The organism is Vibrio sp. 10N.286.46.A8 (genome assembly GCF_041470165.1).
Lineage (GTDB): Bacteria > Pseudomonadota > Gammaproteobacteria > Enterobacterales > Vibrionaceae > Vibrio > Vibrio tasmaniensis_A.
The window spans coordinates 94,982-111,535 of the sequence record NZ_JBFRLX010000071.1 but is presented as its reverse complement, the minus strand read 5'-3'; the positions used below and the strand labels follow the sequence as shown (position 1 = coordinate 111,535).

Below are 16,554 nucleotides of genomic sequence, written 5' to 3'. Positions count from 1 at the left end.
TTTATTATCTATTGAAAGCTAATTCTCAGCCTAACCCAAAGGTTAAGCCTTGAGACGAGAAAGCTAGAAGACTAAGAGTTAGCCTCGACCACCTTTAATCGCTTTAATGATTTCAGTCGTAGAGCAACCATCTTCAAAGTTAAGTACTTTAACTTCACCGCCAGCCGCAATCACTTCCGCACCACCAGCAATCTCTTCAGGTTTGTAATCACCACCTTTCACAAGAATGCTTGGAAGAACTTCAGAGATCAAACGTTGCGGTGTATCTTCAGAAAACGGAACAACCCAATCAACCGCACCTAAACCAGCCAGTACCGCCATACGACGATCAGTTGGGTTCACAGGACGACCTGGACCTTTTAAGCGTTTCACTGATTCATCCGTATTCACAGCAACGATCAAACGATCACCTAACTCAGCAGCATGGTTCATGTAAGAGACATGTCCCGCATGCAGGATATCAAAGCAGCCATTAGTCATAACGACTTTCTCGCCTTTCGCACGAGCACGTTTCACCGCTTCAACTAGGGCAGCTTCAGAGATCACACCGTAGTCAGTATCTTGGCTACCATGAATCGCTTCCGCTAACTCAATCGTAGACAACGTCGATGTACCTAGCTTGCCGACTACCACGCCAGCTGCAGCATTTGCTAATGCACACGCCTCATCAAGTGGCTTACCTGCAGCAACTGAAGCTGCTAATACTGAAATAACCGTATCACCAGCACCAGTAACGTCATACACTTCTTTCGCTTGGGTCGGTAAGTGGAATGGTTCTACGCCTTTGCGGAGCAATGTCATGCCATGCTCACTGCGAGTCACTAGCAAGGCTTCAAAATCAAACTCTTCGATTAACGCTAGCCCTTTTTCGATCATTTCATCTTCAGACTTAACCTTACCGGCAACCAGCTCAAACTCCGCCATGTTTGGCGTAAGTAATGTCGCCCCACGGTAGCGTTCAAAATCTGCACCTTTAGGATCAATAAACACCGGAACGTTCGCTGCGCGCGCTTTTTGAATAAAGCTCTGCACATGCTCCAAAGCACCTTTCGCATAATCAGATAAGATTACCGAGCGTACATTAGGAAGAGCTTGCTCCATGCGAGATAAAACAAGTTCAGGATCCGTGTTCTCAAATTTGTCTTCAAAATCAAGACGGATTAACTGCTGTCCACGGCTCATGACACGCAACTTTGTGATGGTCGGGTAATCTTCTAACTCAACAAAATCACACTTAACCTTTAATGCACCCAAGGTATTTTTCAACACCTCAGCAGGCTCATCTTTTCCAGTTAAACCAACGATATGAGCATGACCACCAAGCGAGGCAATATTCATTGCTACGTTGGCAGCACCACCAGGGCGCTCTTCGTTATTTTCTACTTTAACAACGGGTACAGGTGCTTCTGGTGAAATACGGCCAGTAGGGCCATACCAGTAACGGTCAAGCATTACATCACCGACAACAAGAACGCCTGATTGGCTGTAGTCAGGTAGAATTGGTTTCATTGTGGATCTCCAAAAATCGAATCTGGCTAGAGTCTAGCACACTGATTACAGTGGCTAAACCATAGAAAAATGAGTGAAAGCCTAACTCGATAGATACTCTAGTAGCTAAGAAGTCGATAAGCGATCACTAAATGATAATGACGTAACCGTTAAGAAATAGTTCCGTTACGCTTCCATCCATTGCTTCCATGCCTGAACAACATGTTCCCTTTCCATTTTAAATTTATCAATCGCCACGTCCGCATCAAGGTTGAGTAGGTTGCGGTGATGGATTTCATCTCTTAATGCTGTATAGGCACTAGTTAATGCCATGCCTTGCTGTTCGTCCATGATCCCTTGTGACAACAGACTTTCAAAGATTCGTACATTGTCACACCAACGAGTCAACTTAGGTTTTTCATTACTGTATCGAAGTACTAAATATTGCGCCAAGAACTCAATATCAGTAATACCGCCCGCATCTTGTTTTAGCATGAATCGATCGGCTTTTTTTCCTCCGAGGTGCCCGCGCATTTTTTCACGCATATCGACAACGGATTTTTTAAGTACAGCTTCATCTCGAGTCAAACACAAAATCTCATGGCGAGTCTTGTTAAATGCCGAAGCCAATAAGTCATCGCCATAAATCATACGAGCACGAGTCAAAGCTTGGTGTTCCCAAGTCCACGCGTCATTATGCTGATACTCATCAAAGGCATCGGTTGGACTCACTAATAGACCAGAGACACCTGAAGGGCGCAAGCGAGTGTCGACCTCGTACAAAATACCAGAAGCAGTTCTGGTCGAGAAAATATGAATAATGCGCTGTGCCAACCTTAGATAAAACTGGCGTCCATCAATCTCTTTCTTACCATCAGTATAGATGTGTACTGGGCAATCGTGCATGAACACAATATCAAGATCGGAGTTATAACCAAGCTCCCAACCGCCGACTTTGCCGTAACCAACCACGGCAAAACCGCGCCCTTCTCGATCTTTCACATGAGTGGGCTCACCGAACTTAGCCGACACTTGCAGCCATGCTTGATTAATACCCGCCTCAACAATCGCTTCTGCTAAATAGGTTAGATGGTCGCTTACCTTCATAACAGGCAAAGCGCCCGCAATATCCGCGGCAGCAATTCTCAGAATACAAGTCTGCTTAAACTGACGCAGACCTTCCATCTGCTGCTCCATATCATCTTCAGGAATACGAGCAAGATAATCACGTAACTCTGTTTTGTAGGACTCTAATGGCACTGGATTATAGAGTTGTTGAGGGTCGATAAGTTCATCTAAAAGAATAGGATAACGACCAAGCTGCTCCGAAATCATCGGGCTCGCTGTACATAAGCGAACGAGTTGAGTGAGGGCAGCGGGGTGCTCATCCAATAGCTCAAGATACGTGGTGCGCGTAACAATTTTTTGCAGCAGGTGCAGTACTCGAGACAAACCAAATTCAGCATCCTTGGCGGTGTAGAGCGCTTGAAACACTTTGGGCATTAATCGATTGAGTACTTCACGTCCACGAGGGCCAAGGGTTTTCTTAGCCAAATCAGCTTTGAATTGGATAATGGTTTTCGCCGCTTGCTGCGGGTTAGCAATCGCGATGTCATGCTCTAGAACCTGCTCAATCACATCTTGCTTATGAGCCATATCCCACAACTCACTAAAGTGACTCGCGATTGGGTTAGCATCATCTTCATCAACCCCAATTAGGTCTTCGAATACGGTGTGGACATTCGCCATATGAACACGGGTCGCATCAATCAAACCATCCCAATCTGCAAACTGCATGGCGACAGCAAGTTGCAACTGTTCGAAATCGCCATCAGGTAGGGTTTGAGTTTGCTTGTCGGCTATCGCTTGTAATAGGTTCTCAAGGCGGCGTAAAAACAGGTATGCCTCACGTAAGTGACCGACCTCTTCTGCTTCTAATAAATGAAGAGATTCAATCGCACTTAACGTCTCCAACAAACCTCGACCACGAAGGCTCGGTTCACGTCCACCACGAATCAGTTGAAAGACTTGAGCAATAAACTCGACTTCACGAATACCACCAGAGCCAAGCTTAATGTTGTTTGATAAGCCACGACGTCGCACTTCGCTACTGATCATCGACTTCATTCGACGCAAAGATTGAATGGCACTGAAATCAATATAACGACGAAAAACAAACGGACGCAGCATCTGGCGGAGCTCTTGGTATTCAGGGTACATTTCGCTGCCCATCACACGCGCCTTAACCATTGCGTAGCGTTCCCAGTCACGGCCTTGTTCTTGGTAATAGTCTTCAAGAGCAGCATAGCTCATGACCAAAGGGCCGCTCTCCCCGAATGGACGCAAGCGCATGTCGACTCGATAACAGAACCCATCAAAGGTTTGCTGATCAAGCGCCTTGATAATACGTTGCCCCAAACGCGTGAAGAACTGCGCGTTGGCGATACTTCTTCTTGCTCCTTGGGTTTCACCATTCTCAGGGTAAGTAAAAATTAGATCGATATCGGAAGAGAAATTCAGCTCACCGCCACCTAACTTGCCCATACCTATGATCAACATAGGCTGCGCTTCACCTTGCTCGTTACAAGGTGTGCCCCACTCTTTACAACAAATATCGTACTGCCATTGATAGGTCTCGAAGATCATCGCCTCTGCTAGCATCGACAAATGATTTAAGCTCTGCTCTAGAGCCCAAGAGCCCATAAAGTCACGCCAAGCAATGTAGGTCATCTCTCGATTACGGAATTGACGCAGTACACGTTGACCGCTCATTTCATCAACACAACCAGAAAGTAACTCGGCCAAACGCTTACGATACCCTTCCGCGCGCTCTTCACATCTCAGCATTTCTGGCAAGGTGCTGGATAAAATCGAGTCACGCTGTAAACAATCACCAACAAAACAGCTCAAGCCTAATACACGCTTGAGCTCGGCAATCAATGACTCAGGCCAAGTGTTAATGGCGTCACTTTGATGCTCTAATAATTGCTCAAAAGCAGACTGGGAATGAGTGACGAGTAGAGAAGGCAATGGCATGTTTCTTCCTTGTGTAAGCTGCGCACCGAACAATTGGTTTGTCGGTTCGGTTCTTCAATAACGAGTTCTAAAAACTAATGATTAGTTATACCAAAGTTCTGCCAATAAAAAACGCCCACATTAGCAATGTGGGCGTTTTATCAGTGAACTTATCAAGTAAAGCCTTTATCTCTAATAACAAGTCTCCGTGGCCAAACCTCTAGAAATAGACCTTTAGATCTTAAGAACTAGAACTCAGACCGAGAACTGGGGATTAAACCTTAAACTGCTTAATCTTACCGTCTAGCTCTTGCGCGTTGCTTTCCATGATCTCAGAAGTCTCGAGAAGCTCACCCACCACCACCACGGAGGCTTCAACAAGCTCACGAACATTGGTCAGGTTGACACTCATCTCTTCCGCGACACTAGTTTGTTGGCCCGCAGCAGTCGCGATCTGGAAGTTCATATCATTAATCTGGTTTACCTGACTTACGATGCCATCAAGCTCAGAACCAGCGTTAGTCACTAGGTCTACGCCTTCAGCGGCTTCAACAACACTCTTTTCCATCAGCTCTACTGCCGAGTTAGCACTGCTTTGTAGATGGCTGATCATATCTTGAATTTCTACTGTCGCTTGCTGAGTACGTTGCGCAAGGTTACGAACCTCATCGGCAACAACCGCAAAACCACGTCCCGCTTCACCGGCACGCGCGGCTTCAATCGCTGCGTTCAAAGCCAATAGGTTCGTTTGCTCTGAAATGCCTTGGATAGTACCAACCACACTGCCAATCGAGTCTACGCGCTCTTCTACTTGGTTTACCGCTGCTGCAGAGGCTGCGATGTCCGAAGAAAGCTCACTCATCTTAGAAACAGAACCTTGAACGAACTTCTGACCCGTCAATGCTTGACCTGATGCTTGTTCAGTAAGAGAAGAAGCACTTTGCGCGTGTTCAGCCACGGTTTGTACGGTAGACGTCATCTCGCTCATTGCTGTCGCTAGTTGGTCGATTTCGTTAAATTCTTCCTGAGCTGAATCTTTGGTTTCTGACATGCTGATGGTCATCACTTCCGTCAGGGCAAACAACTCATCAGAAGAGGCCACCTGAGTTTTGATCATGTCATTCAACTGGACTCGAGTTTTTTCGAGTTCTCGTGCCACATCACCGTATTCATCTTTACAATCCATATGAATTGGCACTGATAGGTTCTTATCGGCCATGGTTTTAATGGCGTCATTGAGGTATTGAGTTTGGCGAAGCATAACGCGCGCTGCCGCCAATAGAAGAACCACAAACACAATGATCATCAAGGCTGTTTGCCAAGCCACTTGAACTAGGTAAGTCTCGTAATGCTGCTGTGCAACTTGTGCATTGTTGGTGACTGCAAGTAATGAATCGTAAAACGCACTTGCGTCCCATAGCTGCTTCGAAATAATCAAGATAGTGCTGAAAACCATCAGCATGATCATTTTTGGAACGAGACGGATGTCCGAGATAATCCTTTCCCACGGCTTGAATGACAGTTTAGTCATTGTCAGTTCTCCATTAACTCTTATATATTGATGGCTTCTATATCCGCGAGATGGCTATGTCAGTCAAAGTTCGCGATTTATTTTGAGCCTCGTATGAATGTTAAATAGTATCAAAGACACCACTAAGCCGATGAGCTTATTATCACTGATTCTCTCTTTCTTAGCGTTATTTGTGATCTCAGGCTTATTGTTTGCACCGATTGATAAAGAATCGAAACAAGTTCTTATCGGCCTGGACTTTATAATCTGTAGCGTTTTTCTTTTTCAGCTCACGATTGATCTATTCAGATCACAAAATAAGAAAGAATATCTAAAAGTACACTGGATCGATTTCTTGGCAAGCATCCCTATGGTCGAGCCACTTCGATTCGCTCGCATTTTTCAGATCTTGCGTGTCATTCTCGTTCTTCGATCGGGAAAACGTGTTTTCAGAGAGCTGTTTCGCAATCGAAAAGAAACGACACTCGCCTCAATTATTTTGCTATTGGTTATTCTCCTGACCATAGGTGCAGGAACAATACTGCTGCTAGAGCACAAGGATCCCAATGCCAACATTACCACTGGCCAAGATGCTTTATGGTGGGCTTTCGTAACGATTAGTACCGTGGGGTATGGCGATCATTATCCAGTGACGAGCTCAGGCAAGTTAGTCGCTTCTCTGGTGATCATTTGTGGTGTGGGTGTTTTTGGTATGATTTCAGGCTTGATTACTTCTTTGATCACCTCTCCAACTCGCCATGACAATCAACGAGCTGAAAACAAAGAGAAGCACCTTGAGAAGATCATTGAGCAACAACAGAAAATTCTCGAACGACTAGAAAAGCTGGAACAACAAACAAAAAAATAGGGCCGAAGCCCTATTTTCAATTTCATGTTGTTATGAAACTCAGTCTTGCCAATACGGCTCAACTTCTACACTTATTTGGCGTGTCTGTTCCATCGCATGCAGAATAGACACCTCTTGACGAGCTAACCAACGCTCTAGCTGAACCTTCTCATCGCCTTCTAACTTCTCAGTCAAAGGCTCTAATGTTTTAAGTGCCAGCAAATCGTCAATACCTTGCACCATATCGGCCCATGGCAAGCGGAAACTGTTTCGTTCATCGTCATCATACAAACTCGCGAAACCAACACCAGAATATAGGTTTCTCATCAAACGATATTGCTGTTCAATATACGCTTGGCTAGTCATCACTCGCTCTGGCGGGAAAGCTTCCATCAAGTCGGCCCATGTGCGATCGAGTTGCTTAACCGAAAACCATTCGATACCACGTGCCATTTGTTCACGTGCTTTTTCGTCTAAGAATGGTTGCCAGCCACGAGACAAGATCCAGCGACTCAGATCTAGCAACAAACCAGTGTAACGAGCAGAGCTCAACAGGGTAAGCAGTTCTTCGCGATCGGGAAGTTGCTCTTGCATCTCTTTAAGTTCAGCGACCAAAAACTTACGCGCATCCAATTTACGCAGTACGTGGCCTTTATCTTCGAGCAAATCTTCGAAGTGGTCATAGCTTTTTAGCCAGTTGAGTTCTTGCTCAAGCCACTTAAGCTCTTGGCGTAAAATAGCACTCGCGCGTCTTGGGACAATGCCACCATAGATGGTGAAGGTTTGACGAATGAAACTCAGCGAGTGACTGATCTCATGTAACGCTTCAATTGATTGGCGCTCGGTGAAGATCTGCTCATGATAGTGCCAATGAGCGAGAGCATGCTCTAAAGATTGAATGAAACACGATTCAACGGTATCACTTTTATCAGTATCAACTAAGGTCAAAGGAGTCACTTCATCTCCTTGATAACCTTGAGCAAGTCGGTAACCCTTAGCGGCTTTGCTTAGATTACCTAAACGCATGCCACCTTGTTCACAGAATTGACGAGACAGTGTAAACAGAGCATCTGTTTGACCGGACTTAAGTTCCAATTCGACTTCACAAATCGGTTCTTGCAGTTCGCCTGATTCAACAAAACCTTGATCGAATGCGACCTCGACTTGACTGCCATCAGGCATACCAATCAACCACTGCTCACGTGTGAAGTTGGTAGAAAATAGAGGAGTCAGCTCAGCTTGCAGCGTTTCGATGTCTTTACCCGCTGGCCAGATGTCCTCTGGATGTAGGGCTAGCTTAGGTTCATTGCTGTCATGTTCTGCATTGTATTCAGGCCTTTGATGCAGGCCTGCAACCACACGACCAGCCGTCTTTACGGTTTGTACAAATACGTCATCAAAGCGTCGAATGCGCAAGCCAGTATCGTGCTTACGTAACCAGTTATCGGGGGTGTCAAAGTAGATGTTACCTAGCTCACGACAACTGTGCTGAAGTACTTTAGTTTCAGCAATTTTATTGCGTAAAGTCTCTGAAAAATCAGGAGAAACAAAAAACTTCAGTTCTATCTCGGTTTCCATAGTTATACCTTTCTGTGAAGATAGGGACAGGATATTGCCAATTTGAAAACTCAGCAAGTCAGAAATATCGCCCTTATGATGATCTAAAACAGTTTTAATGAGACATTGATTAGGTTAACATGCGCGACTTTGTAGCCATCGCTTAACATTTCACCATGAATATGGTGTATGTTGTTTTAAGGTTATTATTTATTAGGTTGGATGACCATGCCAGTAAATACAATTATGGGGTTATTTGCAAAGTCCCCAATTAAACCTTTGCAGCGTCACGTAGTATGCGTGAACGAATGTTGTTCTCACCTAGTTAATTTCTTTGAAGTTTCTTCAAAAGGTGACTGGGAGAAAGCATCAGAAATTCGAGCTCAGATTTCTCACCTTGAGAAAGAAGCTGACGTACTAAAACGTGAAATTCGCCTTAAACTTCCTCGCGGTTTGTTTATGCCAGTTGATCGCACCGATATGTTGGAGCTATTAACTCAACAAGACAAACTCGCAAACCTAGCGAAAGACATTGCTGGCCGTGTATATGGTCGTCAACTTGTCATTCCTGCTCCTATGCAAGAAAACTTCATCGCTTACGTTAAACGTTGTCTAGATGCAGCGAACCAAGCACAAAACGTAATCAATGAATTGGACGAATTACTTGAAACGGGCTTTAAAGGCCGTGAAGTAACACTCGTTGCTGAAATGATTCATCAATTAGATGTAATTGAAGATGACACGGACGCGATGCAGATCGAACTACGCCAACAACTAATGGCGATTGAAGACGGTCTGAATCCAGTTGATATCATGTTCTTATACAAAATTCTTGAATGGGTTGGTGGTATTGCAGATCAAGCACAGCGTGTAGGCGCTCGTCTTGAAGTAATGCTTTCTCGATCTTAAATCATACGTTAACTATATAACGAAGAGCATTTTTTGAACAAACCACTTATGCGCTGAGTATTTCTCTCGCTGAGCGGTTTTTTGCGTCTAAATTTGTTCCGCTTGTTATCAAACAACTAGGTATTACGATGGATATCCTTGCTAACTACGGCACTGTCCTGATTATTGTTGCAGCAGCTTTCGGTTTCTTGATGGCTATTGGTATTGGTGCAAATGACGTTGCGAACGCAATGGGCACTTCAGTAGGCTCTAAAGCTCTAACCGTTAAACAAGCGATCATTATCGCAATGATCTTTGAATTCGCAGGTGCTTACCTTGCGGGCGGCGAAGTAACAGACACGATCCGTAAAGGTGTTATCGAAACATCTCTGTTTGCAGATCAACCTGACGTACTTGTGTACGGTATGATGTCTGCACTACTAGCTGCTGGTACATGGCTACTTCTAGCTTCATACATGGGCTGGCCAGTATCAACGACTCACTCCATCATCGGTGCAATCATCGGTTTTGCTTGTGTGTCTGTGGGTACTGAAGCTGTAGATTGGAACAGTGTTCAAGGCATTGTGGGAAGTTGGATTGTCACACCATTGATTTCCGGTATCTTCGCCTATCTCATATTTGTCAGTGCCCAGCGACTGATATTCGATACAGAAAACCCGCTATTCAATGCGAAGCGTTTTGTACCGGTATACATGTTCATTACTACAATGGTCATTGCACTTGTAACGATCAAGAAAGGTCTTAAGCACGTAGGCCTTCATCTAACCGGTACTGAAGCCTGGTTATGGGCTGCAGGTGTTTCTGCTGTCGTCATGATTGGCGGTTACTTATACATTCAGAAGAAGTTTGCTAACCGCGAAGAAGACCACGGTTTTACTGGCGTAGAAGGTATCTTCAGCGTACTAATGGTTATCACTGCTTGTGCAATGGCATTCGCACACGGTTCAAACGATGTTGCCAACGCGATTGGTCCACTATCAGCGGTTGTTTCAACGGTTGAGCACATGGGCGAAATCTCAGGCAAGAGCACTATCGCATGGTGGATTCTTCCACTAGGTGGTATTGGTATCGTTGTTGGCCTTGCAACAATGGGTCATAAGGTAATGGCAACCGTTGGTACTGGTATTACAGAACTAACTCCTAGCCGTGGCTTTGCAGCTCAACTAGCGACCGCGTGCACGGTTGTACTTGCTTCTGGTACTGGCCTTCCGATTTCAACCACGCAAACATTGGTTGGTGCGGTATTAGGTGTAGGCTTTGCTCGTGGTATCGCAGCTCTAAACTTAGGCGTTGTGCGTAACATCGTAGCTTCTTGGATTGTGACGTTACCTGCAGGTGCTCTACTTGCTGTTGTATTCTTCTACGCAATTCAGGCTATGTTTACTATGTAATAGCCCTGACGCTAGTCAATATTAGCGTCAGAAAACGGTGAGCTTCAGTAAAGATATGTAAATACCATGTCATTATTGACTCAAACGCACAGAAAGGGAGGCTTTGCCTCCCTTCTTTGTTGCACCATATAAAAAAACTAAATATTATTTGCTCATTGAGGCTGACTCATACGCCTACCCAATTTGAATCGTTAAAGGATTTACTGTGAAAAAACTGATTAGCTTAGTTTTGTTCGCAATGCTTGCGGCTCCAGCTGCCTTTGCTCAAGACCGTTATATTGCTGACAAACTATTTACTTATATGCACTCTGGCCCAAACAATACTTTCCGTATCATCGGTAGTATTGATGCCGGTGAGAAAATCACCTACCTGCAAACTAACAAAAGCACGGGTTACACTCAGGTTCAAGATAGCCGAGGACGCAAAGGTTGGGTTGAGAGTAAGTTCGTAAGCACAAAAGAAAGTATGGCGCTGCGCATGCCTAAGCTAGAGAAAGAGCTCTCTGAAGTAAAAGGCAAACTGGCAAATGCTCGCCAAAGTGCTGATAGCGAAAAAGCAGGTCTCGCAAGCTCTCTAGACTCTCGTAACAAGCAGATTGCTGAACTAGAGCAAAACTACAGCGAGATTAGCCAACAGCTAACGAGCTCTCAAACTGAGAACCGTCAACTACGCGCTAAGCTAGATACTCAAAAAGATGACTTACTATTGAAGTACTTCATGTACGGTGGTGGTGTTGCTGGTATTGGTCTACTTCTTGGCCTTGTTCTGCCACACATCATGCCTCGTCGTAGAAAGTCACCAAACGGCTGGGCGTAAGCCTCGCCTTTGGTACAGTATCGAATATCAAAAAGGAGCACCGAAGTGCTCCTTTTTATTTGTCTGGATTTATCATTCAAGTCACAGCGCTAATACCTATCACTGCGCTAACATCAATCACAGTAAGTAATATCGATAGTACTAACCTTCCCACTCATACAAAGCTGGGATTTCTATTTTCTGCTGATTGAATTCAATGATTACCGATTGTGGTTTAATCTCAAGCAACTGAATACCCCGCTCGATCCATTCCCCTTGAGCAACTTCATGTCCATTCACTTTTACCCAACGCTTAGTTTCGCTACTCGAGTACATGTGAGTTTGTAAGTCTAACTTAGGTAATACACCAGACAATCTATTGCCATGTGTTTCTAAACCGATGACCTGAGAATCCATATTCCCCACAGGTCTAGAATCCATCGGTTCAGGTGAAACCGACTGCTCTCCCATCATTGATTCAAGCTTCAACGCTAAATCGGGTGGCAACTCGGTGAGGTCTAACCCTTTTAGTAAATCACGGTCCGATTGCAGCGTGACATTATCATTATTCGTTCCAGGTTGAACTGACGGTTCAATAGATAATGGCTCTAAATTCGTTGCTGCTTGATTACTAGTATCTACATTTGCCAATATCGCTTTTGAGTCACTAGCGATATTACCGATGTCGGTGCCCATCTTTGCATGTATCTCTTGACGCGGTAGTGCTTTCAAAAGCTGGCTTACCGGTGCCGAGCGAACAGAGAATAATGCTTCATCGTCTGCATCCACTGACACTACATCCACACTGGCAATGCCAGCACCGGCAATGTGAGGCTCAAGGTCTGATTGAAGCTTTGATTCAGGCAGAGCTACGGGGCTAGCCGAGCCTTGCTGCTGTTGATTATACGACTGGTAAGCCAGAACGCCGCCCACCAATAAAGAAGGCACCAAGACAAGGACCAGTCCCATTGTTAACGATAAACCTCGTTTGTTGCTAATCCCTTTAGCAGAACTAGGCACGTGATGGTTTTGGTAACCTTTAAAGCTAGGTTTATTATTAGAAGACTGTTTAAGCTCGTGCATAATACGTGACATTAGCTTTCGCCTCCTTCTAATGACATCAACTTAGGCGAGTCGAGTTGAGCTAATCTCTGCAACCTTGCTAAGGTGCGCTTACCTGCGATGCCATCAACAGACATACCCTGCCAAGTTTGAAACGCTTCGATTTTCATTTTCAATTCATAGTCAAATACATCACTGCCCGATACGTCTTCACCCAAGACTTCTGAAAGCAATAGATCAAGTAAAGCAACCGCCTCACCTTGATAGCCCTCTTTCAGGGTCTCTCTTAGCGGCTGTTTCCAAATCGCGACATAATCACCTTGCCAAATTTGCTTTAAGGTGCGCTTAGGCATCACCAATAGCTTTTCGTTGACTAGGAGCTCAACAGACTCCTCAGACGCGCCATAAAGTACAGCAAACACAGGTTCTTGACCTAATTCCAGATTAAGAACCACGGGAACTCCAAGTTCAATCAAATATTCTAAATTGGCTTGATGTTGCTCACATACAAATACACTTTGTTGTTCACTCAAACATAGCCAATCACGAAGCGAAGATTCATACCCCCAAAGCGTGTATAGGTCCCTAATTGCAAGCGTTTGATTATTCCCTTGCCTTAAGTGATTCTGAACATCTTGTGGTAGTGCAAACTTCGAAGCCTTGAGATCTTGAACCGATATAGATTTATCATCCAATATCGGTGCTTCAGCCACAAATGAGCGTTGAGTATTCGCCGCTACTTCCGTTTTCACTTCACTGGAAGTATCCGCAGGCATCCATGAACTAATATAGGTTGGGGCGAAGTTAAAGGTCGCGATTACAAGGCCGACACTTAATGTGGCAATCCCCGCGTATTGGATTAATTTTGGAACTACATGAGTAGCACGAGTTTTCTCGACGTGATACACATCGGCCTGAAAGGACATGACCTGCTGACAAGCTCGGTTAACCGTTTCATTACTCGGTGATTTATCACCATCATGGAAAGCCAATTGCAGCGCTTTATCACACACCAAGTTAATGAGCCTCGGAATACCATGGGTATATTGGGAGATAAGCTTGATTGAACGATTCGAAAACAACATCTGCTCACCACCAGCCGTTTCCAAACGAAACGCGATGTACTTACGCGTTTCTTCGATATTAAGAGGTAGTAAGTGATAGCGACCTGTAATCCGCTGCGCGAGTTGACGTAGCTGTGTGGTTTGTAAGTGTTGCTGTAATTCAGGTTGGCCAACCAACAGCACCTTTAATAGCTTACGACTATCGGTTTCTAAATTGGTCAGAAGGCGTAGCTGCTCCAACACATCAGCTGCAAGGTGTTGGGCCTCATCTATCACCAATAAGGTTTGAATGCCTTCAGCATGGCTATCAAGCAGGAAGTGATAAATTGCCTGACTCAGCTGTTTCAACGACGCTTGTTCAGGGTATTCGACCTCAAACTCATCGCAGATAGCTTCAAGTAAATCTGAATTGGAAAACGTAGGGTTGAGTATAAGGCCAGCTTGAGTCTGATGATCGAGTGATGACAACATCGCTTTGGCGACCGTTGTTTTTCCTGTACCGACCTCACCAGTAAGCATCGCAAAGCCCCCACCCTCACCTAAACCGGCTTGTAGGTTCTGCATCGCTTCTTGGTGACGCTGACTCAAAAACAAATAGCGAGAATTTGGTACAATCGAAAATGGCATCTCAACGAAGCCAAAATATTCCTTATACATGTGCTGCCCTATAATTACGATTAATGGAAAGTACCATTGCTCGCAGTAAAGTCCAGCAGTGATAAAACATTTCGAGGTGATAAGTTGCAAATATACGATAGCCTACCAAAAGACAATGGGCTACAGCGCTATCTAGTCGGTGGAGCGGTACGCGATAAGCTGCTCAATATTGATAGTTATGATAGAGATTGGGTCGTGGTAGGAAGTACCCCTCAAGAGATGGAAAGCCTTGGCTTTACTGCTGTCGGGAAAGATTTCCCTGTATTCTTACATCCAAAAACCAAAGAAGAGCACGCACTGGCTCGCACTGAGAAAAAATCCGGTTCGGGTTATACCGGTTTCGAATGTTACTTTGCACCAGATGTGAGTTTGGAAGAAGATCTCATGCGTCGAGATCTAACGATCAACGCCATCGCTCAAGATGATAAAGGCCAACTTTACGATCCTTACCATGGCCAAAAAGATCTCTCTGATCGTATTCTAAGGCACGTCTCGGATGCCTTTGTTGAAGATCCTCTTCGTGTGCTGCGTGTGGCTCGCTTCGCCGCCAAACTCCATCATCTCAACTTTACGGTTGCATCTGAAACCATGGTGATGATGAGTGAGATAGTGCAATCCGGTGAACTGGCACACCTCACTGCCGAACGAGTTTGGCAAGAGTGGCATAAATCTCTTAGCACTCCCCACCCTGAAGTGTTCCTTTCTTTATTGAAAGAGTGTGGTGCATTGGCTGTTGTGTTGCCTGAAATTGACGCTCTGTTTGGTGTACCTCAACCTGAAAAATGGCACCCTGAGATCGATACAGGCATTCACACTCTGATGGTGGCTCAACAAGCAGCACTCTTAAGCCAGTCATTGCCTGTACGCTTTGCAGCTCAAGTACATGATTTAGGTAAAGGCGTCACGCCAGAAAGCGAGTGGCCAAGCCACAAAATGCATTGCCAAACAGGCTTAAAAATCATTAAGAAGCTGTGTGAAAGAGTCAGAGTGCCCAATGAATTCAGAGACCTCGCGTTATTGGTGTGCGAGCAGCATTCTAATATCCATCGTGCTGGCGAGTTAAAGCCAACCACCTTTCTCAAGGTTCTCAACAAGTTCGATGTTTGGCGTAAGCCAGATAGACTCGACGATATACTGCTTTGCTGCCAAGCCGATCATGCAGGCCGAAAAGGATTAGAAGATCAGCCTTACCCTCAAAAAGCACGTTTTGAAGTGGCTTACCAAGCAGCGCTTCAAGTCGAAGTGAAATCGATTATTGCCGATGGTTTTCAAGGTAAAGATATTCGAGAAGAACAAGAAAAACGCAGAACGTTCGCAATTGAGAGCGCCCTATTAGAACTCGCAGATAATTAATCGCCAAAGCGCTGATTCTCCGGTATTAAAAAACCCGCAACTAAGCGGGTTTTTCCGTTTCAATCTGTAGGACGAAACATTTGTCTTCGTAAGTCGAGCGCTACTGCATCATCAAGAAAGCAAATAGACCAAAACCTAAAATCAGACGGTAGATAACAAACGGCGTCATACCCATACGAGAGATAAGCTTCAAGAAGAAGTGAATACAGATATAAGCACTGATGAAAGAAACCACGATTCCCGTTAGCAAAGTACCAACATGGATTGGATCACCACTGGTCACTAACTTCAGGCCCAAATAACCACCAGCCAGAGTGATGATTGGGATAGACATCAAGAAAGAGAATCGAGCCGCCGCTTCACGTGTGAAACCAAGGTAAAGTGCTGCGGTAATCGTCGCGCCAGAACGAGACGTACCTGGGATGATAGCCATGGCTTGAGCAAGGCCAATAAACAGCGCCTTTTTCCAACCCGCTTGGTATTCGTCATCACGCAGGCTTGAGTTCTTATCCACCCACCATAGCAACAGACCAAAGATAATGGTGGTCGTCGCAATCACCCATGCACTGCGCAAGTAAAGCTCAACAATATCTTTCATCAACAAGCCAAAGATACACGCAGGAATCGTCGCGAGAATGATCATCCACGCGAGCTTAGCTTCTTTACTGCGATCACCTTTAAACACGGAACCAAAGAATGCGCTCAAAAGAGAGACCACTTCTTTGCGGAAATAGATAACAACGGCGGCCAAAGTACCGATATGGACAGCAACATCAAAAGCCAAGCCTTGATCTTCCCAACCCAAGACAGCAGAAGGAAGGATTAAATGTGCAGAGCTGGAAATAGGTAAAAACTCAGTAAAGCCTTGCACCAACGCCAACATAAACGCTTCAAAATAACTCATT

At 45.0% G+C, this 16,554-nt stretch carries 12 protein-coding genes; 5 read left to right on the top strand and 7 right to left on the bottom strand.

Going from position 1 to position 16,554, the window contains the following annotated elements; all coding sequences use genetic code 11:
- Window positions 1-78: 78 nt before the first annotated feature.
- From hldE to AB4232_RS08800, 3 genes are all read right to left on the bottom strand, one after another.
- The gene (gene hldE, locus AB4232_RS08810) at window positions 79-1,509 is read right to left on the bottom strand and encodes a bifunctional D-glycero-beta-D-manno-heptose-7-phosphate kinase/D-glycero-beta-D-manno-heptose 1-phosphate adenylyltransferase HldE (RefSeq protein WP_065680187.1); all 1,431 of its coding nucleotides are present in this window, start codon (window positions 1,507-1,509) and stop codon (window positions 79-81) included.
- Between the two features lie 165 nt (window positions 1,510-1,674).
- Window positions 1,675-4,524, bottom strand: a complete 2,850-nt coding sequence (gene glnE, locus AB4232_RS08805; protein ID WP_372086944.1) for a bifunctional [glutamate--ammonia ligase]-adenylyl-L-tyrosine phosphorylase/[glutamate--ammonia-ligase] adenylyltransferase — start codon at window positions 4,522-4,524, stop codon at window positions 1,675-1,677.
- Between the two features lie 253 nt (window positions 4,525-4,777).
- Complete coding sequence (locus tag AB4232_RS08800; protein WP_012603193.1) at window positions 4,778-6,034, bottom strand: methyl-accepting chemotaxis protein; 1,257 nt, start codon at window positions 6,032-6,034, stop codon at window positions 4,778-4,780.
- Between the two features lie 97 nt (window positions 6,035-6,131).
- Here AB4232_RS08800 and AB4232_RS08795 point away from each other — a divergent pair, with 97 nt between their 5' ends.
- Window positions 6,132-6,881 (top strand): potassium channel family protein, encoded by a 750-nt coding sequence (locus AB4232_RS08795; protein ID WP_017098290.1) that lies wholly within the window; start codon window positions 6,132-6,134, stop codon window positions 6,879-6,881.
- Window positions 6,882-6,920: 39 nt separating this feature from the next.
- On the opposite strand, the gene AB4232_RS08790 is transcribed toward AB4232_RS08795, so the two are convergent.
- Window positions 6,921-8,438 carry an inorganic triphosphatase gene (locus AB4232_RS08790; RefSeq protein ID WP_102250310.1) on the bottom strand — a complete coding sequence of 506 codons (1,518 nt, stop codon included), beginning with the start codon at window positions 8,436-8,438 and terminating at the stop codon, window positions 6,921-6,923.
- A gap of 207 nt (window positions 8,439-8,645) precedes the next feature.
- On the opposite strand from AB4232_RS08790, the gene AB4232_RS08785 reads away from it, so the two are divergent.
- The 3 genes from AB4232_RS08785 to AB4232_RS08775 all read left to right on the top strand — a co-directional run bounded on the left by AB4232_RS08785 (window position 8,646) and on the right by AB4232_RS08775 (window position 11,534).
- The gene (locus tag AB4232_RS08785) at window positions 8,646-9,326 is read left to right on the top strand and encodes a TIGR00153 family protein (protein ID WP_029223984.1); all 681 of its coding nucleotides are present in this window, start codon (window positions 8,646-8,648) and stop codon (window positions 9,324-9,326) included.
- A gap of 128 nt (window positions 9,327-9,454) precedes the next feature.
- Window positions 9,455-10,717, top strand: coding sequence for an inorganic phosphate transporter (locus AB4232_RS08780; protein ID WP_012603189.1), 1,263 nt, complete (start codon window positions 9,455-9,457; stop codon window positions 10,715-10,717).
- Between the two features lie 205 nt (window positions 10,718-10,922).
- The gene (locus AB4232_RS08775; protein ID WP_017098289.1) at window positions 10,923-11,534 is read left to right on the top strand and encodes a TIGR04211 family SH3 domain-containing protein; all 612 of its coding nucleotides are present in this window, start codon (window positions 10,923-10,925) and stop codon (window positions 11,532-11,534) included.
- 141 nt (window positions 11,535-11,675) lie between these two features.
- Here AB4232_RS08775 and AB4232_RS08770 read toward each other — a convergent pair whose 3' ends face one another.
- Together AB4232_RS08770 and AB4232_RS08765 are read right to left on the bottom strand one after the other, a co-directional pair.
- Complete coding sequence (locus tag AB4232_RS08770; RefSeq protein ID WP_372086943.1) at window positions 11,676-12,608, bottom strand: general secretion pathway protein GspB; 933 nt, start codon at window positions 12,606-12,608, stop codon at window positions 11,676-11,678.
- Window positions 12,608-14,296 carry an AAA family ATPase gene (locus tag AB4232_RS08765; protein ID WP_372086942.1) on the bottom strand — a complete coding sequence of 563 codons (1,689 nt, stop codon included), beginning with the start codon at window positions 14,294-14,296 and terminating at the stop codon, window positions 12,608-12,610. The genes AB4232_RS08770 and AB4232_RS08765 overlap by 1 nt, the downstream gene beginning before the upstream one ends.
- Before the next feature lie 36 nt (window positions 14,297-14,332).
- On the opposite strand from AB4232_RS08765, the gene AB4232_RS08760 reads away from it, so the two are divergent.
- A complete protein-coding gene (locus AB4232_RS08760; protein ID WP_372086941.1) occupies window positions 14,333-15,649 on the top strand; it encodes a multifunctional CCA addition/repair protein in 1,317 nt (438 codons plus the stop codon).
- Between the two features lie 100 nt (window positions 15,650-15,749).
- Here AB4232_RS08760 and AB4232_RS08755 read toward each other — a convergent pair whose 3' ends face one another.
- Window positions 15,750-16,553: an undecaprenyl-diphosphate phosphatase gene (locus AB4232_RS08755; RefSeq protein ID WP_372086940.1), complete on the bottom strand. Its 804-nt coding sequence runs from the start codon at window positions 16,551-16,553 to the stop codon at window positions 15,750-15,752.
- Window position 16,554 lies beyond the last annotated feature (1 nt).

What these genes read in the sequence shown, in the direction of transcription:
- hldE (WP_065680187.1), bottom strand. Translation starts at nt 1,509, where the DNA reads ATGAAACCAATTCTACCTGACTACAGCCAATCAGGCGTTCTTGTTGTC.
- glnE (WP_372086944.1), bottom strand. Translation starts at nt 4,524, where the DNA reads ATGCCATTGCCTTCTCTACTCGTCACTCATTCCCAGTCTGCTTTTGAG.
- AB4232_RS08800 (WP_012603193.1), bottom strand. Translation starts at nt 6,034, where the DNA reads ATGACTAAACTGTCATTCAAGCCGTGGGAAAGGATTATCTCGGACATC.
- AB4232_RS08795 (WP_017098290.1), top strand. Translation starts at nt 6,132, where the DNA reads ATGTTAAATAGTATCAAAGACACCACTAAGCCGATGAGCTTATTATCA.
- AB4232_RS08790 (WP_102250310.1), bottom strand. Translation starts at nt 8,438, where the DNA reads ATGGAAACCGAGATAGAACTGAAGTTTTTTGTTTCTCCTGATTTTTCA.
- AB4232_RS08785 (WP_029223984.1), top strand. Translation starts at nt 8,646, where the DNA reads ATGCCAGTAAATACAATTATGGGGTTATTTGCAAAGTCCCCAATTAAA.
- AB4232_RS08780 (WP_012603189.1), top strand. Translation starts at nt 9,455, where the DNA reads ATGGATATCCTTGCTAACTACGGCACTGTCCTGATTATTGTTGCAGCA.
- AB4232_RS08770 (WP_372086943.1), bottom strand. Translation starts at nt 12,608, where the DNA reads ATGTCACGTATTATGCACGAGCTTAAACAGTCTTCTAATAATAAACCT.
- AB4232_RS08765 (WP_372086942.1), bottom strand. Translation starts at nt 14,296, where the DNA reads ATGTATAAGGAATATTTTGGCTTCGTTGAGATGCCATTTTCGATTGTA.
- AB4232_RS08755 (WP_372086940.1), bottom strand. Translation starts at nt 16,553, where the DNA reads ATGAGTTATTTTGAAGCGTTTATGTTGGCGTTGGTGCAAGGCTTTACT.